General features: G+C 69.3%; 19 protein-coding genes. 7 read left to right on the top strand and 12 right to left on the bottom strand.

Annotation, left to right across the window (positions count from 1 at the left end; all coding sequences use genetic code 11):
* The first annotated feature begins 13 nt into the window (after positions 1-13).
* Together KIH27_RS13650 and KIH27_RS22615 are read left to right on the top strand one after the other, a co-directional pair.
* The gene (locus tag KIH27_RS13650; RefSeq protein ID WP_214093496.1) at positions 14-613 is read left to right on the top strand and encodes a DUF1707 SHOCT-like domain-containing protein; all 600 of its coding nucleotides are present in this window, start codon (positions 14-16) and stop codon (positions 611-613) included.
* A gap of 85 nt (positions 614-698) precedes the next feature.
* Positions 699-962, top strand: coding sequence for a hypothetical protein (locus tag KIH27_RS22615; RefSeq protein ID WP_250150106.1), 264 nt, complete (start codon positions 699-701; stop codon positions 960-962).
* A gap of 99 nt (positions 963-1061) precedes the next feature.
* Here the strand turns inward: KIH27_RS22615 and KIH27_RS13645 are convergent, their stop codons facing one another.
* Genes KIH27_RS13645 through KIH27_RS13630 form a run of 4 tightly spaced genes read right to left on the bottom strand, consistent with a single transcriptional unit; the run spans position 1062 to position 5001 of the window.
* Entirely contained in the window at positions 1062-1229 is a 168-nt protein-coding gene (locus KIH27_RS13645) for a hypothetical protein (RefSeq protein ID WP_214093495.1), read from the bottom strand.
* A gap of 45 nt (positions 1230-1274) precedes the next feature.
* On the bottom strand, positions 1275-1622 hold the full coding sequence (locus tag KIH27_RS13640) for a hypothetical protein (RefSeq protein ID WP_214093494.1): 348 nt from the start codon (positions 1620-1622) through the stop codon (positions 1275-1277).
* Positions 1623-1631: 9 nt separating this feature from the next.
* The gene (locus KIH27_RS13635) at positions 1632-3611 is read right to left on the bottom strand and encodes a VWA domain-containing protein (protein WP_214093493.1); all 1980 of its coding nucleotides are present in this window, start codon (positions 3609-3611) and stop codon (positions 1632-1634) included.
* Positions 3604-5001 (bottom strand): sigma 54-interacting transcriptional regulator, encoded by a 1398-nt coding sequence (locus tag KIH27_RS13630; RefSeq protein WP_214093526.1) that lies wholly within the window; start codon positions 4999-5001, stop codon positions 3604-3606. The genes KIH27_RS13635 and KIH27_RS13630 overlap by 8 nt, the downstream gene beginning before the upstream one ends.
* 107 nt (positions 5002-5108) lie before the next feature.
* Here KIH27_RS13630 and KIH27_RS13625 point away from each other — a divergent pair, with 107 nt between their 5' ends.
* Positions 5109-6131, top strand: coding sequence for an alpha/beta hydrolase (locus tag KIH27_RS13625; protein WP_214093492.1), 1023 nt, complete (start codon positions 5109-5111; stop codon positions 6129-6131).
* An 18-nt stretch (positions 6132-6149) separates the two neighbouring features.
* On the opposite strand, the gene purH is transcribed toward KIH27_RS13625, so the two are convergent.
* The 4 genes from purH to KIH27_RS13605 form a co-directional block, all read right to left on the bottom strand.
* Positions 6150-7727: a bifunctional phosphoribosylaminoimidazolecarboxamide formyltransferase/IMP cyclohydrolase gene (gene purH / locus KIH27_RS13620; RefSeq protein ID WP_214093491.1), complete on the bottom strand. Its 1578-nt coding sequence runs from the start codon at positions 7725-7727 to the stop codon at positions 6150-6152.
* Positions 7724-8350, bottom strand: a complete 627-nt coding sequence (purN, locus tag KIH27_RS13615) for a phosphoribosylglycinamide formyltransferase (RefSeq protein WP_214093490.1) — start codon at positions 8348-8350, stop codon at positions 7724-7726. The genes purH and purN overlap by 4 nt, the downstream gene beginning before the upstream one ends.
* Positions 8351-8417: 67 nt before the next feature.
* A complete protein-coding gene (locus KIH27_RS13610) occupies positions 8418-9914 on the bottom strand; it encodes a cell division protein PerM (RefSeq protein WP_214093489.1) in 1497 nt (498 codons plus the stop codon).
* A 42-nt stretch (positions 9915-9956) separates the two neighbouring features.
* Positions 9957-10883, bottom strand: a complete 927-nt coding sequence (locus KIH27_RS13605) for a DUF5336 domain-containing protein (RefSeq protein ID WP_214093488.1) — start codon at positions 10881-10883, stop codon at positions 9957-9959.
* Between the two features lie 156 nt (positions 10884-11039).
* Between KIH27_RS13605 and KIH27_RS13600 the strand changes: the two genes are divergently transcribed.
* Entirely contained in the window at positions 11040-11891 is an 852-nt protein-coding gene (locus tag KIH27_RS13600; protein WP_214093487.1) for an LLM class F420-dependent oxidoreductase, read from the top strand.
* Between the two features lie 97 nt (positions 11892-11988).
* On the opposite strand, the gene KIH27_RS13595 is transcribed toward KIH27_RS13600, so the two are convergent.
* The 3 genes from KIH27_RS13595 to sucC all read right to left on the bottom strand — a co-directional run bounded on the left by KIH27_RS13595 (position 11989) and on the right by sucC (position 15673).
* Positions 11989-13521, bottom strand: a complete 1533-nt coding sequence (locus tag KIH27_RS13595) for an acetyl-CoA acetyltransferase (protein ID WP_214093486.1) — start codon at positions 13519-13521, stop codon at positions 11989-11991.
* Between the two features lie 69 nt (positions 13522-13590).
* Positions 13591-14493, bottom strand: a complete 903-nt coding sequence (sucD, locus tag KIH27_RS13590) for a succinate--CoA ligase subunit alpha (RefSeq protein ID WP_214093485.1) — start codon at positions 14491-14493, stop codon at positions 13591-13593.
* Between the two features lie 4 nt (positions 14494-14497).
* Positions 14498-15673: an ADP-forming succinate--CoA ligase subunit beta gene (sucC, locus tag KIH27_RS13585; protein ID WP_214093484.1), complete on the bottom strand. Its 1176-nt coding sequence runs from the start codon at positions 15671-15673 to the stop codon at positions 14498-14500.
* A gap of 289 nt (positions 15674-15962) precedes the next feature.
* On the opposite strand from sucC, the gene KIH27_RS13580 reads away from it, so the two are divergent.
* The 3 genes from KIH27_RS13580 to KIH27_RS13570 are packed head-to-tail and all read left to right on the top strand — an operon-like array spanning position 15963 to position 18407.
* Positions 15963-16928: a M23 family metallopeptidase gene (locus tag KIH27_RS13580; RefSeq protein ID WP_372451380.1), complete on the top strand. Its 966-nt coding sequence runs from the start codon at positions 15963-15965 to the stop codon at positions 16926-16928.
* A gap of 9 nt (positions 16929-16937) precedes the next feature.
* Positions 16938-17507, top strand: coding sequence for a hypothetical protein (locus KIH27_RS13575; RefSeq protein WP_372451379.1), 570 nt, complete (start codon positions 16938-16940; stop codon positions 17505-17507).
* 3 nt (positions 17508-17510) lie between these two features.
* Positions 17511-18407, top strand: coding sequence for a hypothetical protein (locus tag KIH27_RS13570; RefSeq protein WP_214093530.1), 897 nt, complete (start codon positions 17511-17513; stop codon positions 18405-18407).
* Positions 18408-18413: 6 nt separating this feature from the next.
* Here KIH27_RS13570 and pcrA read toward each other — a convergent pair whose 3' ends face one another.
* Positions 18414-20765 carry a DNA helicase PcrA gene (pcrA, locus tag KIH27_RS13565; protein ID WP_214093482.1) on the bottom strand — a complete coding sequence of 784 codons (2352 nt, stop codon included), beginning with the start codon at positions 20763-20765 and terminating at the stop codon, positions 18414-18416.
* Between the last annotated feature and the right edge of the window lie 34 nt (positions 20766-20799).

The raw sequence follows: 20799 nt of genomic DNA, 5'->3' as shown, positions 1-20799 counted from the left end.
AGGCTCTTAGCCGATGAACGATTCAGCACCGCGCGGTAAGGACGCACCCGATGCTCGGCCGCGTGCTGCAGACACCGATCGCATCCAGCTGGCGCAGCTGCTCGGCGACGCCGCGGCACACGGTCAGCTGCAGCTGGGCGAGTACGAGAACCGGCTCGCCAAGGCCTACGCCGCGCAGACCTACGACGAGCTGGATCAGCTGCGCGCCGACCTGCCGGGCTCCTCGGTCTGCTCGCACCGCGGCGGTGAGTGCAAACCCGCACCGTCCACCCTGCTGGTGGCCATCACCAGCGCCTTCGAGCGGCGCGGCCGGTGGAACGTGCCGAAGAAGCTGACGACGTTCTCGCTGTGGGGCGGCGGCGTCATCGACCTGCGCTACGCCGATTTCACCTCCCCGGACGTCGAGATCAACGCGTACTCGATCATGGGCGGTCAGACGATCCTGCTGCCGCCGGAGGTCAACGTGGAGATCCACGGCCACGGGGTGATGGGCGGCTTCGATCAGGAGGTCGAGGGCAAGGGCACCCCGGGCGCGCCGACGGTCAAGGTCAAGGGCTTCTCGCTGTGGGGCGGGGTCGGCATCAAGCGGAAGAACCGCAAACGCCGCGACTGACGGTGCCGACCGTTGCGATACGGCTTCCCCTGAACCCGGGGCGGGTCCACCGGCGGCGGAGAGGAACATCAGGTCGTCACTCAACATGGCATACAACGACACATTCTTCTCACCGGAAGACCGCTATTCCGTCGGCATAGAAGACCGGACATCACGGTGTTACGTATCAATTCCGGTGAGCAACGGGCCCGTCGACTACGAAGAGCGCTACGCGATAACTCCGAGTCAGTACCAACTCTTCCTGGCCGATCGCGTTGCCGCGATCGAGTTCGTTGGTTCCTGCCGCAGGCGTGAGTGTGACGATTTGTTGATGGAGAAGCCCGGATGGAACCGCGGAACGCCCGTGTGACAACCCGTGCCGCAGCAAGATTCATGGACTGATCGGATGCCATACGATTTCTCCCACTTCTCAAGGGAGCGCGATTACTGGCTCGGCATCGACCCCGAGTCAAACCGGCACATCCTTGGAATCCCGGTGTCCAGTTCCACGGCCGACTACATCGAGTCCTACTGGCTCACTGACAACCAATATCGAGAGTTCCTTGAGCGCGCGGATCTGGCATTTGAGTTCGCAGAAGCCTGCCGTCAGCGCAAGCATGATGATCTGCTCACGCATACGCCGGGAAAGTATCGAGGAACCCCGAGGTAGCCCGAGCAGTGCTCAGTGCACCACCTTGAACGCCGCGACGAGAACCCCCACCAGCCCCAGCAGCCCGAGGAACGGCCAGCCGAACACGATGCGGCCGTTGATCGATCGGACGAGCATGACGACAACGGTCGCCAGCAGCACACCGGCGATCCCGTACTGCAGGATGCGCATTCCCGCGTCGACGTGGTAGCTGGCGTCGCACGCCGCGTCATGACACGCATCAGTCGACATGGCGAAGGCCAGACCGGCGAACAGGTACTCGTAGAACCCGAGTACGACGAGTCCCAGGTAGAGCAGGTAGCCCGCGATGTTCCAGGCCTTGACGTTGGGCTCCGCGACGACCATCCCCTCGGTTTTCACGAGGACAACCTAGCTCCGGCGCCGGGACCGCAGGTAGTCACCGACCACCGCCGCGCCCAGCCCGCCCAACTCCGGCACCACCACCCGGCCGGAGACCCGACGCGCCACCTGGTCGATGAACCGGGCCAGTCCGGGGTCGTCGCCGAGGCGGAAGATCGTCACCTGCGCACCCAGGCGGGCCACCTCGTCGAAACCGCGCACGGTGAACGCGATCGTGCGGGGGTGCGGCGGGTAGTCGAAGAAGACCGAGGTGCCCTCGCCGCCATAGTCCTCCAGGTGCGCGGTCGGCTCTCCGTCGGTGACCACCAGCACCACCGGCTGGGCGTTGGGGTGCCGGCGCAAGTGCCGGCTGGCCAGGGCCAGCGCGTGGTGCAGGTTGGTGCCCTGCTCGTAGACGCCGGCCAGCCCGGTCAGTTCGGCAGCCGACACGGTGCGGGCGTGCCGGCCGAACGCGATGATCTGCAACGCATCTGAGCGGAACCGGGTGCTGATGAGCTGGTGCAGGGCCAGCGCGGTCTGCTTCATCGGCAGCCAGCGGTTGTCCATCACCATCGAGAACGACGTGTCGACCAGCAGCGCCACCGCGGCCTGGGTGCGGGTCTCGGTCTCGGAGATCTCCACGTCGTCGACGCTGATCTGAAGTCGCGAACCCGATGACGCATCGGGGTTTCCGGCCCGCCGCAGCACCGCGTTGGTCAGGGTCCGGGTGACGTTCCACGGCTCGGTGTCGCCGAACTGCCAGGGCCGGGTCGCCCCGGTCAGCTCGCCGGCCGCGCCGGCCCGCCGATGGTCACGTTCCCCGCGGCGCCCGGACAGCTGCCGCGCCACGTCACGCAGCACCGACTGTCCCAGCTGGCGGATCGCCTTGGGCGACAACCGCCATTGGCCGTCGGAGCTGTGGTCGAGGAAACCCTCGCTGAGCAGGGCGCGTTCCAGCTCGGCCAGCGTGCGGGCGTCGACGGCCGCCTGATCGCCGAGTTGGCGGGCCAGCGCGTCCAGGTCGACGTCGTCCATGCTGGCGCCCGGGTAGGCCTGCGAGAGTTGCTCGGCGAGTTGCTCCAACTCGGCGATGTCGCTCAAAGCCTGCGCACCCTCCCCCATGCCGAGCGGATTGTCGCCGGAGAATTCCGACGAGCCGTTCCAGTCCTCCCCCGGCCGGGCCGCCTGCAGGTGCGAGTCCAGCCGGTTCAGCGCCTGCTGCAGCGCCGGGGAGCCGAAAGCCTGCTGCGCCAGCGCATCCAACTCGGCGCGCTGCTCAGCAGAAAGACTGTTGCGGAAGCGCTGCGCGGCGGCGGCGCGGCGGGCCAGCGAGTCCAGCAGTTCCTCGACGTTGCGCGGGTTCTCGGGGAAGAACTCGCCGTGCTTGGCCATGAAGTCATCGAAGTCTTGTTCGGAGTCTTCACCGCGGGAGTGCTTGTCCAGCAACTCGTTCAGATCATCGAGCATGTCGGAGACCCGTTGCCGGTCGTCGTCGGTGGCGCCTTCCAGTGCTTGCTTCATGCCGGCGAACCGCTGGTCGAGCATCTCCCGGCCGAGTAGGTCCTTGATCTTCTCGTAGGACTCCCGCGCTTCCGCAGAACGCCACCGGTAGTCGGACAGTTCCTGCACGGCTTTGGCCGGTGACGGTGACAGCGACTCGATCTGCAGTTCGGCGAAGCGGGCGTCATCATCCAGCGCGCGGGCCAGTTCCTTGCGTTCGGCCAGCACCGCCTCGTCGAGCAGTTTCTTGATCTCGGCCAGCGTCCCGTCGAGGTTGTTGCGCGCCAACAACTCCCGCCGGCGCCGCTGCACTTCGGCTGCCAGCCGGTCGGTGCCGCGCATCCCGGCGGTGCCGCGGCGCAGCAACTCCGACAGCGCCCGCCGCGGCGACGTCCCCTCCATCACGTCGCGGCCGATCTCCGCCAGTGCCTCGCTCAGATCGACCGGCGGCGCCAGCGGATCCGGCCCACCGGTGTAGGCCGAATACCGCGAGGCGTGACCTCTACCCATAGACGGTTTCACCCTCGTCGGAGCTCTTGTCGATCCGCTTCGCCAGATACAGTGCCTCCAAAGCCAATTCGAGCGCTGCGGCACGCTCACCGTCGGAGTGCGCGCCCAACCGGTCGGCGATCGCGTCGATCACCGGCAGGTCCGGCAGCGCCGCCAGCACCGTTTTAGCCGACACCCGCTCCCCCGTCGTCACCGCCGAACCGCCCTCGACCGCCGCCACCAGCGACCCCACGTCGATCCCGCCGAGCGCCCGTGACGCGGTGTCGGCGGTGGCCCGGCGCAGCAGGTGCTCCAGTACGTCGCGTTCACGCCCCTCCTCACCGGATTCGAACTCCAGCTTGCCGCGCAGCACGTCGATGATGGTCGAAAGATCCACCACCCGGGCCACCGGATCGGTCTCACCGAGCACCGCACCGCGGTGTCGCGCGGAGGCGGCGACGGTCTCCGCGGCGGCGATCGCGAACCGCGCCGACACCCCGGATCGCTGGTCGATCGAGCGGGACTCGCGCAGGTAGCGGGCGAACCTGGCCAGCACCGCCAGCAGGTAGTGCGGGACCGCCGCGCTCAGCTGCGCCTCCTGGGTGATGACGCCGACCTCCGCATCGAGTTCGAGCGGGTAGTGGGTGCGGATCTCGGCGCCGAACCGGTCTTTGAGCGGGGTGATGATCCGGCCGCGGTTGGTGTAGTCCTCCGGGTTGGCGCTGGCCACCACCAGCACGTCCAGCGGCAGCCGCAGCGTGTAGCCGCGCACCTGGATGTCGCGCTCCTCCATCACGTTGAGCATCGCCACCTGGATGCGTTCGGCCAGGTCGGGCAGTTCGTTGACGGCGACGATGCCGCGGTGCGCCCGCGGGATCAGCCCGTAGGCGATGGTCTCCGGGTCCCCGAGGCTGCGGCCCTCGGCGACCTTGATCGGGTCGATGTCCCCGACCAAATCGGCGACGCTGGTGTCCGGGGTGGCCAGCTTCTCGGTGTACCGCTCGCTGCGGTGCTTCCACGCCACCGGCAGGGCGTCACCGAGTTCAGCGGCGCGGCGGATCGACTCGGGCGTGATCGGCGAGTACGGGTGCTCGCCGAGTTCGGACCCGGCGATCACCGGTGTCCACTCGTCGAGCAGGTCGGTCAGCGCCCGCAGCAGCCGGGTCTTGCCCTGGCCGCGCTCGCCGAGCAGCACGATGTCGTGTTCGGCGATCAGCGCCCGCTCCAACTGCGGGATCACGGTGTCGTCGAACCCGAAGATGCCCGGCCAGATCGCGTCGGGCCCGTCACCGGCGGCGAGACGCGTCAGCAGGTTCTCCGAGATCTCCTGTTTGACACCTCGCTCGTGGTGGCCGGCGGCACGCAGCTCACCGAGGGTTCCGGGCAGATGGGGCGGTGGAGTCGGCTGGATAGGCGCAGTCACCACTCCACGCTACGACGGCGCCCGGTGCCCGTCACCGTCTCCGCCGAACCGGGGGCGGGTGCGGATCACCCCGTCTTCCCGATACCCTCGGTACCGTGAATTCGCTGGAATGGCGTGATCGGCCGGCACAGACCTATTTCGGCCCGGCATCCTGGCAGGCCCGGCTGCTGTCCCTGTGGGCGCGGCTGCTGGTCCGCACCTCGATCGCCGTGCTGACCGTCGTCGGGATGGTCGTCAACCGGTTCTGGCCGGCCGCAATGCAGCGAGCCCGCCTGGACGTCATCGACAAGCCGATGCGGGCCATCCGGCCACTGCCCGACACGGCGATAAGCAGGGTCCCGCTGCCGAACTGCCCGGCTGAATGGGTGATCGCCAAGGACGCCCGCAACTCCGACACCGTGATCGTCTACTTCCACGGGTCGGCGCTGGTCACGCTCGGCCTGAACTCGCACCGCCGGTTCGTGTCGAAACTCTCGGAGTCGACCGGTTCACGAGTCTTCAATGTCGGCTACCGCCTGGCACCACAGGCCGGGGTCGAGGAGGCCATCGCCGACGGGATCGACGCCTACCGACAGGTGCTGGCCGACGGGTACGCCGCGGACCGCGTGGTGTTCGCCGGTGATTCGGCGGGTGGCCTGATGGCGGCGATGACGGCGGTCGCGGCCCGCGACGCAGGCCTGCCGGTGCCCGCCGGTCAGGTACTGCTGTCGGCGTTGACGTCGTCGGACATGGACATCAAACGGGATGCCGCGGCGGCGCACAGCGACCCGTTCTTCCCGTTCATGGCGTTCATGTTCATCTACCGGGTGTTCGCCACCGTCAACGGCACCCGGGAACTGCCGGTGATGCCGCCGGAGGCGGATCTGCGCGGGCTCGGGCCGTTCCTGCTGCAGGTCGGCAACGACGAGATGCTGCGCAACGACACCTTCGCCCTGGCGGATGCGCTCACCGCTGCGCAGGTCCCGAACTGGGTTCAGGTGTGGGACCGCTCACTGCACATGTTCCAGCTGACGTTCGACTTCAACCCCGACGCCCGCCGGGCGATCGACGAGATCACCGAGTTCGTCGGTTACGTCACCGCCGCGGGCAGCCAAGCCGACACCGAAGCCACCGCCTGAGTCAGCCGAGCCCTCGGCTCAGTGCGCGAAGTGCCGCGCGCCGGTCAGGTACAGCGTGATCCCGGCATCGGCGGCCGCGGCGGTGACCTCGTCGTCGCGGACCGAACCACCCGGGTGCACGATCGCCTTGACCCCGGCACCGGTCAGCGTCTGCAGGCCGTCCGGGAACGGGAAGAACGCATCCGAGGCCGCCACCGCACCGGCCACCCGTTCGCCCCCGCGTTCCACGGCCAGGCGGGCAGCGTCGACCCGGTTGACCTGGCCCATGCCGACCCCGACGGTCGCGCCGTCCGCGGCGACCACGATCGCGTTGGATTTCACCGCGCGGCAGGCCCGCCAGGCGAAGACCAGGTCGGCCAGGGTCGCGGCATCGGCCGCTGACCCGGTGGCCAGCGTCCAGTTGGCCGGGTCGTCGCCGGCCGCGTCGAGCTGGTCGCGCTGCTGGGCGAGCAGCCCGCCGCTGATCTGACGCACCTCGAAGCCGTCGCGCATCGGCTCGGGCGCCACCAGCACCCGGATGTTCTTCTTGCGCGCCAGGATCTCGACGGCGCCGGGGGCGTAGGCCGGGGCGACGATCACCTCGGTGAAGATCGTGCTGACGTATTCGGCCATCTCCACGCTGACCTCGGTGTTGGTGGCGATCACGCCACCGAACGCGCTGGTCGCATCGCACTCGTGCGCCTTGCGGTGTGCGTCGGCCACCGAGGTCGCCGACACCGCGATCCCGCACGGGTTGGCGTGCTTGATGATCGCCACGCAGATCTGCTCGTGGTCGAACGCGGCCCGCCACGCCGCGTCGGCGTCGGTGTAGTTGTTGTAGGACATCTCCTTGCCGTGCAGCTGGTCGGCCTGCGCCAGGCCCGGCCAGGCGCCGGGGTCGTTGTACAGTGCCGCCTGCTGGTGCGGGTTCTCGCCGTAGCGCAGCTGCGCCGACCGGTGGTAGGTGCGGCCGATCCACTCCGGCAGCAGCTGCCGCGGCTCTCCGGTGTTTTCCTCCGGCGCCAGCGTGGACGCCATCCAGCCGGCGACCGCGACGTCGTACTCGGCGGTGTGCCGGAAAGCCAGCGACGCCAAGCGTTTCCGCTCCGCGAGGGTGAACCCGCCGGCGTTGACCTCGGCCAGCACACCGGCGTAGCCGAGCGGTTCCACCACCACGGCGACGCTGGGGTGGTTCTTGGCGGCCGCGCGGATCATCGACGGTCCGCCAATGTCGATCTGCTCGACGCACTCGTCGTCGTCGGCACCGGAATCCACCGTCTCGCTGAACGGGTACAGGTTGACCACCACCAGCTCGAACGGCGCGATGTCGTGTTCGGCCAGCGCGGCTTCGTGCTCGGGTTTGCGCAGATCCGCCAGCAGCCCGGCGTGCACCCGCGGATGCAGCGTCTTCACCCGGCCGTCGAGGATCTCCGGGAATCCGGTCACCTCCTCCACCGGCGTCACCGGAATGCCTTTGGCGGCAATGGCCTTCGCGGTGGAACCGGTGGAGACGATGTCGACCCCGGCGGCGTGCAGGCCGGTGGCCAGATCGATGAGCCCGGTCTTGTCGTAGACGCTGATCAATGCCCGGCGTACCGGCTTTCTGCCGTCGGTCATCCTATGGTCGCCTTTCGTCCGGTCCAGGTGACGCCGCCGGTCGCCAGTGCGGCCAGCACGTCCACCAGGAGCTTGCGCTCCACTGTCTTGATGCGTTCATGCAGGGTGTCTTCGTCGTCGTCGTCGAACACGGTGACGGCTTGCTGGGCCAGGATCGGCCCGGTGTCGGTGCCGGGGTCCACCAGGTGCACGCTGCAACCGGTCACCTTGACGCCGTAGGCCAGCGCATCCGGCACCGCGTGCGCGCCGGGGAACGCCGGCAGCAGCGCGGGGTGGGTGTTGACGGTGCGGCCCATGAACTTCGAGAGGAATTGCGGCCCAAGGATCTTCATGAACCCTGCCGAGACCACCAGATCGGGTGCGTGCGCGGCGGTGGCGGCGGCCAGCGCGGCGTCCCAGGTCGCCCGGTCGGGGTGGTCGCCCAGCGCGACGGTGAAGGCGGGCAGGCCGGCGGCCCGAGCTATCTCCACGGCCCGGCAGTCCCGGTCGGTGCCGACGGCGACCACCCGCGCGGGATAGTCCCCCACCGCCGCGTCGAGCAGCGATTGAAGCAGTGATCCGGTCCCGGATGCCAGCACCACCAGGCGGGCGGGCACGCTCGGGGCGACATGGATCGGTTGCACGTCTAAGCAGCCTAGTAGCTACGGTGCAGCCGGGCGGACCAGCCCGGTCCGGCTGCCCGTCGATCGGTCACACGGGCCCGCGATCGTCGCGCAGGTCGTCGTCGGTGAACATCAGGTCCTCGGGATCCTCCAGCGGCCCGGGTGGCGCTGTCGGCCGGGACAGTTCGGGCTCCGACAGCCACGCCGGCGGCCCGGGTGGCGCTGTCGGCCGGGACAGTTCGGGCTCCGACAGCCACGCCGGCGGGCCGGTGCCCGCCACCTCGTCGGGCACCTCGGGTTCGTCGGATTCGCTCGAAGCCTCGGGTTCGTCGGGAACGTCGGGCTCGTCGCATTCGGCGACCGGATCGGCCACGTCCGGCTCCTCCGGTTCCGGCGCCCCGCGCTCAGCGACCGGCGGCGCGCCGGCCGACAGCACCGGTCGCGGCCGGCTCGGCAGCCGCCAATACACGCCGCCGGTCATCACCACCGTCACCGCACCCACCGTCGCGAACCAGAACAGCACCGCCGGCCCGAACGTCAGCTGGTCGACGCCGACGTCCCCGAAGTTGCCCAGCCGACCGCCGCCGGCGTAGCCGAGCAGCGCCATCGTCACCGCCGCGATCAGTGCCGCGGCCGCGACCTTGCCCAGAGCCGGGATCAGCGGCAGCCGCCGCCGGGCGCACTGCTGGCCGACGGCGACACCCGAGGACGCACCGATGATCAGCAGCGCCACCCAGATCGGGCCGAGCGGCGGGGTGGGCGCCGCGGCCAGGATCGGCAGCGCCGGGATGTCGCCGCCCAGGACGGTGAACGAGCTGAACAGCGCGACGCCGATGTGCGCACTCGACCCGACCGCCATCGCCGCCGTTCCGACGATCACGTTGGGTACGTACAGCACCGACAGCAAGGTGAGGCTGAGCTCGCCGAACAGCGAATCGGTGATCGTGTACAGGTGGTCCATCGTCCCCCAGTGCAGGACCATCGACACGACCGTCACCACGCCGGACAGCCCCAGCAGTGCCAGCACCCCGGCGACCGCGGCCCGCAGCGAGTCCGCCAGCCAGTCCGGCAGCGGCGACGCCGACAGCAGCCGCCGGCCCGCCTGCGACCCCACCCCGATCGCGGCGCCGAGCGCATGCACCACGAGCACATGGGCGAACGCCACCGATGCGTTCGGCGTCTGCAATTCGGTGATCACCGACGCCGCGTCATGGATGACCGCCAGGCAGAGCGCGGCGATCAGCAGCGGGCCGCCCAGCGCGGACGCCACGATCCAGCGGATGACAAACCAGGACGCGCTGCCGGCGGTCGCCTGCGCGGTGGTCCGCGCGGTGCCGGCCACCATCAACAGCACCGGCAGCAGCGGTAGCACGCCGAGTTCGCTGCCGCCGATCGAGATCGGCACCTGGTGCACGCCGAGCCACATGCTGGCGATGGCACCGGAGGCGCCGGTCATGTCGCTGTTGGCGATCAGCAGCTCCAGCAACGTCACCGCGGCGATCACCGTCAACGCCACGACGGCCGGGCCGAAGGCGACCCGGATCAGGTCGCGGGTCGGGTTGGAGCTTGCGCGGTCACCTGCCACCGGGGTCACGCTGTGGACTTGCTCTCGGCGCGCGGGCGCCGGTTACGACTGCGCCGGCCCCGACGGGGCCGAACCGCCCTGCGCCTGCGGACCGCTCGCACCACCGCCGGGCGGCGGGCCGAAGCTGGGGAAGCCGGTCGGCGGGGTGGGCGGGCCCTGCGGGGCAGGCGGCGGGCTGGACGGCTGGGGTGCCAACGGGGCCGACGGTGCCGGGGCGGACCCGAATCCGCCCGACTGCGGGGCCGATTGCGGGGCCGACTGCGGTCCGGACGGCGCGTTGAACCCGCCGCTGGTCGGTCCGGTCGGGTAACCGCCGCCGTACGACGGGTAGCCGGACTGCTGCGAGTTCTGCTGACTGAAGAGCTGCGGGGTGCCGGACTGACTCGGCTGACTCGACTGAGCCGGCTGTCCCGACTGCCCGTAGTAGCCGCCGCCGGGGGGCAGCCCGTACTGGGAGTACGGGTCGTACTTGGCACGCGGAGCGGGCGCGGTGATCACGCCGGACTCCAGCAGCAGCGCCCCCAGCGCGACGACGGCCTGCAGGATGCTGAACGACAGCACCAGCCACAACCCCCAGCCGAACGAGACGTCGTCACCGGAACTGAGGCTGGTGTGGATCACCAGCAGCGCACCCAGCGCGGCGACCACCGCGATGACCGCCGTGTACACCTTCGCCTTGGGCAGCAGCCCGACCGCGGCCAGCAATCCGGCCAGCACCGCCAGCGGCACCGCGTAGCTGATGTTGCCGAGGAACATCGGGTACTCGCTGCCGGAGATGCTCAGGAGCGGCCCGAAATAGCCCAGGTAGACCCCGATGCCCAGCACCGCCACCGCGATCTGCAGGTACAGCGGCAGCTTGCTCTCGGTGTCCGCCGACTTGCTGAACGACGGGCTCGACGCTCCGTAGGATCCTGACGGCTGGGCAGACGGGTAGCCGGAGGTTCCGGGCGGGCCGGGGGGGTAAGTCATGACCTCTCCTGTGCTTGTAAGCAGGCGGCTGCGGGCGGGGTGGCGCAGTTCGATCATTCACGCTACTGCACGCCGCGACCTGCTCGCCGCACCAACTTGTGTGGGATGGCCGACCCGCCGACGACCGACAGACTGACACACGTTCTAATCACCGGCATGGACTACGGACTCGTGCTGTTCACCAGTGACCGCGGGATCAGCCCGGCAGCCGCGGCCAAACTCGCCGATGACCACGGCTTTCACACGTTCTACGTCCCCGAGCACACCCACATCCCGGTGAAGCGGCAGGCCGCGCATCCCACCACCGGCGACGAGTCGCTGCCCGACGACCGCTACATGCGCACCCTGGACCCGTGGGTGAGCCTCGGCGCGGCCTGTGCCGTCACCTCCGGCGTCCGGTTGTCGACGGCGGTGGCACTGCCGGTCGAGCACGACCCGATCACGCTGGCGAAGTCGATCGCCACCCTGGACCACCTGTCCGGCGGCCGGGTGAGCCTGGGCGTCGGGTTCGGCTGGAACACCGACGAACTCGCCGATCACGGTGTGCCCGCCGGGCGCCGGCGCACCATGCTGCGGGAGTACCTGGAGGCGATGCGGGCGCTGTGGACGCAGGAGGAAGCCAGCTTCGAGGGCGAGTTCGTCAACTTCGGTCCCAGCTGGGCGTGGCCGAAGCCGGTGCAGTCGCACATCCCGGTGCTGGTCGGCGCGGCCGGCACCGAGAAGAACTTCAAATGGATCGCCCGCAGCGCCGACGGGTGGATCACCACCCCGCGCGACTTCGACATCGACGCCCCGGTGCGACTGCTGCAGGACACCTGGGCCGCCGCCGGTCGCGACGGCGCACCGCAGATCGTCGCCCTGGACTTCAAACCGGTGCCGGAGAAGCTGGCGCACTGGGCGGAGTTGGGCGTCACCGAGGTGCTGTTCGGCCTGCCCGACAAATCCGAGGCCGAGGTGGCCGGTTACGTCGAGCGCCTCGCCGGCAAGCTGGGACTCACCCCCCGCTAGCTCCCTCCTCAGCTCACCCCCTGGCGCGGCCGTGCGGAGTTCACCGGCAAAACCCCAGGTCGGGGTGGACAACTCTGCACGGTCGCGCAAGGGGGAGTCAGGCCAGCGAGCAGCGGTTGCCGTAGTCCAGCGCCCGCACCGTGATCGGCGCCCCCAGCGGTTCGCCATCGGACAGCAGCGCCACCAGGTCGTCGTCCTCGGAGGTGGCCAGGAACCGGCTGCCGTCGGCGTCGAGGCGCCCGACGATCACACCGGTGCGCGTCGGCCAGTCGTAGTGCACGCTGTAGGTCTCGATAGTGGCGGGTCCGTCGGCCTGCTCGACGACGGCGACACGGTCCCGCTCATCGACCTCGGCCTGCAACTCCGCGCTGCGGTCCGGCCGCCATGGCACCGGCGTCGTCGAGTACACCCCGACCGAGTACTTGCTCATGATCCCGCCGTTGGCGCCGACCAGCGCGTAGTCGCCGCGGCCCTTGCGCGCGGCGGCGACGGCCTCAGCGATGGCGTGCATCGAGTAGTTGTTGCCGGCCCCGCCGAAGAACGGCAGCCCGCCGGTGAGCGTCAGCCCGCGCGGGTCGTCGGCCGTCAGGCCGAACGCGTCGCAGATGTTGAACACCGGCACCGGGAAGCAGCTGTACAGGTCCATCGCGGCGATGTCGCCCATGCCGATGCCGGCCACCCGCAGCGCCTCGGTGACCGCGGCGACCGCCGCCGGGCTGTGACCCAGGTCGGCCCGCTCCAGCAGCCGCTGTTCGCGCAGGTCGGCATGGCCGTGCAGGTACACCCAGTTGCGTTCGGGCACCCCGAGCCGGCGGGCCGCCGCCACCGACATCAGCAGCGTCGCGGCGCCCTGGTTGACCTGGTCACGGGCCACCAGCAGCCGCGGGTAGGGGTCGCAGATCATCCGGTTCCCGGCACTGACCGTGACCAGCTCGTCCACCGAGCGGATCACCGGCGCCGCGGAGAACGGGTTGCCGGCGGCGATCCGGGTCATCGGGGCGAACAGTTCGCCCATCGCCTGCAGGTAGTCGGCCGGACTCAGCCCGACGTCGGCCCGCCGTGCGTTCTCCATCAGCCCGTACTGGACCGTCGCCCCGGTGAAGCCGTGGATGATGCCGTACCGGTCGACGAACTCCTCCAGCCCGAACCCGCGGTCCTCCAGCGAACCGTCGACGGTCTCAGTGAAGTCCGGCCGGTCCCCCGCCTTCGCCAGATGCCGGGTGGTGGAGGTCGCATCCGAGCCGCACAGCAGCACCACGTCGGCGTCGCCGGCGGCGATGGCCCCGGCGAACTCGGTGAGCAGTTTCTGCGGCCCCTGACCGCCCACCACGTCGAGCACGGCGCGCACCGGTTCGGCGCCGATCCGTCGGCATACCGAGCGCGGGAAGTTGTTCGACTTGCCCAGCGGCACCGGCGCCTGCGGGATGGAGTTCTCGAACTGGCGGGTGGCGACGACGGTATCGATGGCCCGGGCGGCGACGGCGGCGTCCGCGCCGCAGTCCTCCAGGGCGACCAGGGCCGCCGCGGCAGCCAACTCGACCGGCGACATGCCGCAGTAGTCGGCGTCGTCGATCCGTTCGGCGGCCTGGCCGACGCCGACGATCACCGGGGTGCGCGGGTCGATGCTCATGGGGTCACTTTCTGCCGTGTGAAGACACAAAAGCCCCCGCCGTAGCGGGGGCTTTTGTGCTCACAGAAATTACAGGCTCTGCAGGATCTGCCGGGCCAGTGCGGCGGTCGCCGACGGGGTCTTGCCGACCTTGACGCCGGCGGCCTCCAGGGCCTCCTGCTTCGCTGCGGCGGTGCCCGACGAACCGGAGACGATCGCGCCGGCGTGACCCATGGTCTTGCCCTCCGGCGCGGTGAACCCGGCGACGTAGCCGACGACCGGCTTGGTGACGTTGGCCTTGATGTAGGCCGCGGCCCGCTCCTCGGCGTCGCCGCCGATCTCGCCGATCATCACGATGACCTTGGTGTTCGGGTCCTTCTCGAACGCCTCGATGGCGTCGATGTGGGTGGTGCCGATCACCGGGTCGCCGCCGATGCCGATCGCGGTGGAGAAACCGAAGTCCCGCAGCTCGTACATCATCTGGTAGGTCAGCGTGCCGGACTTCGAGACCAGGCCGATCGGGCCGGTGCCGGAGATGTCGGCCGGGGTGATCCCGACCAGGCACTCACCGGGGGTGATGATGCCGGGGCAGTTCGGCCCGATGATCCGGGTCTTCTCACCCTTGTCCACGTTGTAGGCCCACGCGTAGGCGCTGTCCTGCACCGGGATGCCCTCGGTGATCACGACCAGCAGCGGGACCTCGGCGTCGATGGCCTCGATCATCGCGTCCTTGGCGAACTTCGGCGGCACGAAGGCGATCGACACGTCGGCGCCGGTCTCCTTCATGGCCTCGGCGACACTGCCGTACACCGGCAGTTCGACGTCGGAGCCGTCCTTAGCCTTGTGCGACACCGTGGTGCCGGCCTTGCGCGCGTTGACGCCGCCGACGATCTGGGTGCCGGCGGCGAGCATGCGCGCGGTGTGCTTGGTGGCCTCGGCACCGGTGATGCCCTGGACGATGACCTTGCTGTCCTTGTTGACGAAGATCGACATGGGGTTAGACCGCCTTTCCAGCGTTGGCCAGCTCAGCGGCCTTGTCAGCGGCCTCGTCCATCGTGGCGACGACGGTGACCAGCGGGTGGTTGGCCTCGGCCAGGATGCGACGGCCCTCGTCGACGTTGTTGCCGTCGAGGCGGACCACCAGCGGCTTGGTGGCCGCGGCGCCGAGCATCTCCAGCGCCTTGACGATGCCGTTGGCGACCGCGTCACAGGCGGTGATGCCACCGAACACGTTGACGAACACGCTCTTGACCTGCTTGTCACCCAGGATGACGTCCAGACCGGCGGCCATCACCTCGGCCGAGGCGCCACCACCGATGTCGAGGAAGTTCGCCGGCTTCACGCCGCCATGCTTCTCACCGGCGTAGGCGGTGACGTCCAGGGTCGACATGACCAGACCGGCACCGTTGCCGATGATGCCGACCTCGCCGTCGAGCTTGACGTAGTTGAGGTGATTCTCCTTGGCCTTGACCTCCAGCGGGTCCTCGGCCGCGAGGTCGGCGAACTCGGCGTGGCCGGGCTGCCGGAAGTCGGCGTTGGCGTCCAGGGTGACCTTGCCGTCGAGCGCCAGGATCTGGTTGTCCGGCGTGCGCACCAGCGGGTTGACCTCGACCAGGGTGGCGTCCTCGTTGACGAAGACCTCCCACAGCTTCTGGATGGTCACGGCCGCGGCGTCCAGCACGTCGGCGGGCAGGTGGCCCTGCTCGGCGATCGAACGGGCGAACGCCAGGTCGACACCCTTGACGGCGTCGACCGGCACCTTGGCGAGCCGCTCCGGCTTCGTCGCGGCGACCTCTTCGATCTCCATGCCGCCCTCGACCGAACACATGGCCAGGTAGGTGCGGTTGGAGCGGTCCAGCAGGAAGGAGATGTAGTACTCCTCGGCGATGTCACTCGCCTCGGCGACCAGCAGCTTCTTCACGATGTGGCCCTTGATGTCCAGGCCGAGGATGTTCTGCGCGTGGGTGAACGCGTCGTCGGGAGTGGCGGCGTACTTCACGCCACCGGCCTTGCCACGGCCACCGGCCTTGACCTGTGCCTTGACCATCACCGGCCGGCCGATCTCGGTGGCGATCGCCTTGGCGTCTTCAGCGGTCTCGGTAACTCGGCCCGGGGTGGTGGGCACGTTGTGCTTGGCGAACAGTTCCTTCGCCTGATACTCGAATAGATCCATGGGCTCACTGTCTTATAGGGGTTGCCGGGGTCTCCGGCGGTGTCGGATTCATAAGGAGTTCACTCCGCAGGGAACTGTATCGAGCCTGCCGCGAGGTTCCCGACTCGCATACCACTCCTGTGGCACATCTCACCGCACCAAAAGCGTGATTCAGTTCACACTTTCGAAGTGAACCGTCGCATGGCTTGCCAGTGCGGGGTGGCGTTGGTTACCGTCTCCAGGTCTGAGTCTTTGTAACGTTCTGATCACGACCAGAGGATTCCCCAGGCTGATGCAGCACGAATCGCCCATGCGTTCAGGTCCCGGTGCGGGTACGTCCCGCCGCCGTGGGCTGGGCATGGACGACCGGCCCAGCCCCACCGAGGTCACGGACATCATTCCGTTCAACGCGTTCGCCGAGTTCGACGAGATCGACGACGCCAGCACCGAGGTGTTGCGCGCCCCCGAACTCGACGACATGCAGGACACCGACAACATGCCTGTGCTGCGACTCGTCCCGCCCCGCGGCGGCTACCCGGAGGAATACCTCTACAACCCGCCCCCGGTCGAGATGCCGGCCCGCGGCGGCAAGCACCGCAGCCAGCCGACCAGCGCCGTGAAGAGCCGGGTGATGGTGGCCGCGATGGCCGCCGGCGCCGCAGCCGCCGCAGCGCACGCCGCCACCCACTCCAGCACCACCGTCTCGCGCCCGGCCGTGCTGGCCGCCAGCAAGACGGTGATCGCCGACGGCGCGGCCAACGCCCGCCACGGCATCCAGATGATCACCGTGAAGGCCGCTGCCAACGCCGTCGTCCACGACGAGGAACTGGCCAAGGGCGTGGCGTTCGCCCAGGAGCGCGCCGAGCGCGAGGCCCGACTGCAGCGGCCGCTGTTCGTGGCGCCGACCAAGGGCGCGTTCACCTCCAACTTCGGTTACCGCTGGGGCGTCCTGCACGCCGGCATCGACATCGCCAACTCGATCGGCACCCCGATCTACGCCGCCTCCGACGGCGTCGTCATCGAGGCCGGGCCGACCGCCGGGTACGGCGCGTACGTGAAGATCCGGCACTCCGATGGCACGGTGACGCTCTACGGCCACATCAACACCTGGACGGTCAGCGTCGGCGAACAGGTGATGGCCGGCGACCAGATCGCGACGATGGGCAACCGGGGCTACTCCACCGGCCCGCACTGCCACTTCGAGGTCCTGCAGAACGGCACCACCCGGATCGACCCGGTTTCGTGGCTTGCCAAGCGCGGTGTCAACGTCGTATAACCCGGGTTTGTGACCGACCGCCCCAGCGCTGGCTCCGGCGCAACTCCGCCCCGCCGGGATTCCCCCGGCACCGGCATCATCCGGCGCGCTCCCACCGGCAGTTTCCCGGTGACCGCCGCACCGATGGCGCCGACGGGCCGGACACCCGTCGCGCCACCCCCGACCTCCGCCTCAGCGGCGATCGACTTCAGCCCGAGCCCGCGCACCGAGCCCAGCGGCGTCGTCCCGATCGCCGCCTGCGCGATCGCGATCGTCAGCGGGTGGGCGACGTCGGTGGTCGCCACCGACCTGGTCGCCAGCTGGTGGCAGAGCGACCGGCTGTTCTGCGTCGCGGTCACCTTCCTCAGCCTGGTGTTCGCGGCGACGACGGTGGCCGGCGTGATCCTGCTGCTGCGCCGCCGGTGGCTCGGCGCTCAGCTGATCGCGATCGGCGCGCTGGTCGCCCTGCTGACCTTCGGCAGCCTGTTCATCGCCGGCGCCCATGTGCCGTGGATCGTGCACCTCATCCCGGTCGTCCAGATCGCCAGCGCGGCGCTGGCCCTGCATCCCGCCACTCGGCGCTGGCTTGCGGGCGCCTGACGGATGACGCTGAGGTTCAATCCGCCACCCAACTGGCCGCCCGCCCCACCCGGCTGGGTCCCGGATCCGAACTGGCAGCCCGACCCGTCGTGGCCGCCCGCGCCGCCGGGTTGGCGACTCTGGGTCGAGGACACCACGCCGTGGCCGGCGAAGTCCCGGCACCGGCTGTGGCTGGCGCTGGGGGCCATCACCGCTGTGGTGGTCGTGGTCGCCGGCTCGCTCTGGTACTCGCGCGGCGGTGAGCACCGGACTTCCGGCGCTGCGATCTCCACGAAGCCTGACATCACCACCCTGACCAGAGACCTCCTGCTCGGCAGATCTCAATTCTCCGGATTCGACGGGGACACCTGGGAATCCGGCGTTGACAACGACTATCAGCCAGGCGGCCCGTCCGATCCGGACGGCGACACCACCATCAGCCCGCAGCAGTGCGCGGGCCTTCGGGTCGGTCAGCCGAAAGAGGGCTCGTCCTACACCCAGATCGCCGGCGCGATCCTGTCCGCGGCCGACGGTTCGGGCAAGCACACAACCATGGCGACGCTGCAGATCGTGACGAACGAAGTCGATCTGAAGGACCTGGTGAACAGCTGCGGGCAGTACACCAGCTCGTTCGGCGGTGGCGAATCCGCGCCGACGGCTACGACGGTTCGTGCGCTCACACCGAAGGGCCTGCCGAAGTGGGCGGTCGCCTACAGCAACGTGACGCGCCCGCTGACCAGGCCGGACGACTTCAAGTTCGGTGAGAGCAAGGTCGTCAGCATCGAGGGGTACTACCGCGGGGTGCTCGTCAACACCTCGCACCTGGCGATGAGCCACAACGACATCGACACGGCCGCCATCGCCGACAAGCTCGTCGTGCTGTTCACTGCGCAAGTGCAGAAACTCGAAGCGGCACCGTAAGCGCCACTACAGTTTCGTGACCGGTGCATGGTTGTGCATCAGCTTCACCCGTCCGGCGCTGCCGAAGTCGATCAGCGACATCGCCGACTCCCCCACCCCGGAGACCTCCTCGACCCGGCCGAGCCCGTACTTGTCGTGGGTGACCCGGTCGCCGGGCGCCAGCACCAGCAGCGGCCGGTTGCCGCGTGGTGAGCGCACCGGCGCCGATCGGCCGGCGCCGAACCCGCTGCCACTGACCGGCGCACTCGGTGCCGGTGTCGCCTCGGTGCGCCGCCAGTCGATGAGCTGCTGCGGAATCTCCCGCAGGAAGCGCGATTCCGGGTTCAGCATGGGCTGCCCCCACGCCGAGCGGATCTTGGCCCGGGTCAGGTAGAGCCGCTGGCGCGCGCGGGTGAGGCCGACGTAGGCCAGCCGCCGCTCCTCGGAGAGTTCCTTGGCGTCGCCGAGTGAGCGCATGTGCGGGAACATGCCGTCCTCCCAGCCGGTGACGAACACGACCGGAAACTCCAGCCCCTTGGCCGTGTGCAGCGTCATCAGGGTGACCACCCCGGTGTCGTGCTCGGGGATCTCGTCAGAGTCGGCGACCAGCGACACCCGCTCCAGGAACGACGCCAGCAGTCCGGTGTCGGGCACGTCGTCCTCGACCGTCTCATCCGCGGCGTTCGCCAGAGCGTTGGCCCGATCGATGCTGAATTCGTGTGCGACGCTGACGAGTTCGTTGATGTTGTCAAGGCGCGCCAGATCTTGCGGGTCGGTGGAGGCCTCCAGTTCGCCGCGGTATCCGGTGCGGTCCAGCACCGCCTCGACCACCCCGCCGAGGTCGTCGTTCGCGGCGGCCAGTTGCTCGCGCAGTTCGTCGACGAGCTGCAGGAAGCCGGCGATCGCGTTCTGCGCCCGGGTGTTCAGCAGCGGGACGTTGCCGTCGGCCGCGGCGGTCAGCGCCGCCGCGAAACCGGTGCCGGTGTTCTCGGCGTGCACCGACACGCACGCCTCGGCCCGGTCCCCGATGCCGCGCCGCGGCGTGTTGAGGATCCGGCGCAGGCTGACGGTGTCACCGGGGTTGTCCAGCACCCGCAGGTAGGCGACGATGTCGCGGATCTCCTTGCGCTCGTAGAAGCGCACCCCGCCGACGACCTTGTACGGGATACCGGCGCGGATGAACACCTCCTCCAGGGAGCGCGACGAGTTGTTGGTCCGGTAGAACACCGCGACGTCGCCGTAGTTGACGCCGGAGCCGTCAGCCAGGGTGTCGATCTCCTCGGCGACGAACCGGGCCTCGTCGTGCTCGTTGTCGGCGACGTAGCCGACGATCAGCTCGCCGTCGCCGGAGTCGGTCCACAGCCGTTTCTCCCGGCGCCCGGTGTTGCAGGAGATCACCGCGTTCGCCGCCGACAGGATGTTCTGGGTGGAGCGGTAGTTCTGCTCCAGCAGCATGGTGGTGGCGTCGGGGTAGTCGCGTTCGAAGTCCTCGATGTTGCGGATGGTGGCGCCGCGGAACGCGTAGATCGACTGATCGGCGTCACCGACCACGCACAGTTCGGCCGGCGGGGTGTCGGCGCCGTCCGCGGCGATCTGCCCGCCTCCGACGGAATGGCCCGCCAACTCCCGCACCAGCACGTACTGGGCGTGGTTGGTGTCCTGGTACTCGTCGACCAGGATGTGCCGGAACCGGCGCCGGTAGTGCTCGGCGATCTGCGGGAACGCCTGCAGCACGCCGACGGTCTCACCGATAAGGTCGTCGAAGTCCAGCGCGTTGGCGCTGCGCAACCGGCGCTGGTATTCGCCGTAGACGCTCGCCACGGTGCGGGTCAGGTCGTCGGAGTCCTCGGTCAGGTCCGACACCGCCCGGTCGGGGTCGATCAGCTCGTTCTTCAGGTTGGAGATCGCGGTGGCCAGCAGCCGCGGCGTGTACCGCTTGACGTCCAACCCCAGGTCCCGCCCAATCATCAACAGCAGCCGCCGCGAGTCGTCGGCGTCGTAGATGGAGAAGTTCGAGTTCAGCCCGGGGATCACCGACGCTTGGTTGCGCAGGATCCGCACGCAGGTGGAGTGGAACGTCGACACCCACATGGCGCGGGCTCGGGGGCCGACCAGCTCCACCACCCGCTCGCGCATCTCGGCGGCGGCCTTGTTGGTGAAGGTGATCGCCAGCACCTGCCCGACGCCGATGTCGCGGGCCGCCAGCAGGTAGGCGATCCGGCGGGTCAGCACCGCTGTTTTACCGGAGCCGGCGCCGGCGACGATCAGCAGCGGCGACCCGTGGTGCAGCACCGCCTGGCGCTGCTGCGGGTTGAGTCCGTCCAGGAGCTGGTCGGCGTCGGCGGATCCGGGGTGGGGGGAAGACAGGTGCAGCGTCATAACCAAACCAACCTACCGCTGACCGTCTTTGCGC

The sequence above is a fragment of the Mycolicibacter acidiphilus genome, assembly GCF_018455725.1.
Taxonomy (GTDB): Bacteria; Actinomycetota; Actinomycetes; order Mycobacteriales; family Mycobacteriaceae; genus Mycobacterium; species Mycobacterium acidiphilum.
Note: the sequence above shows the minus strand (reverse complement) of the source record. Positions and strands in the feature narration are given on the sequence as shown.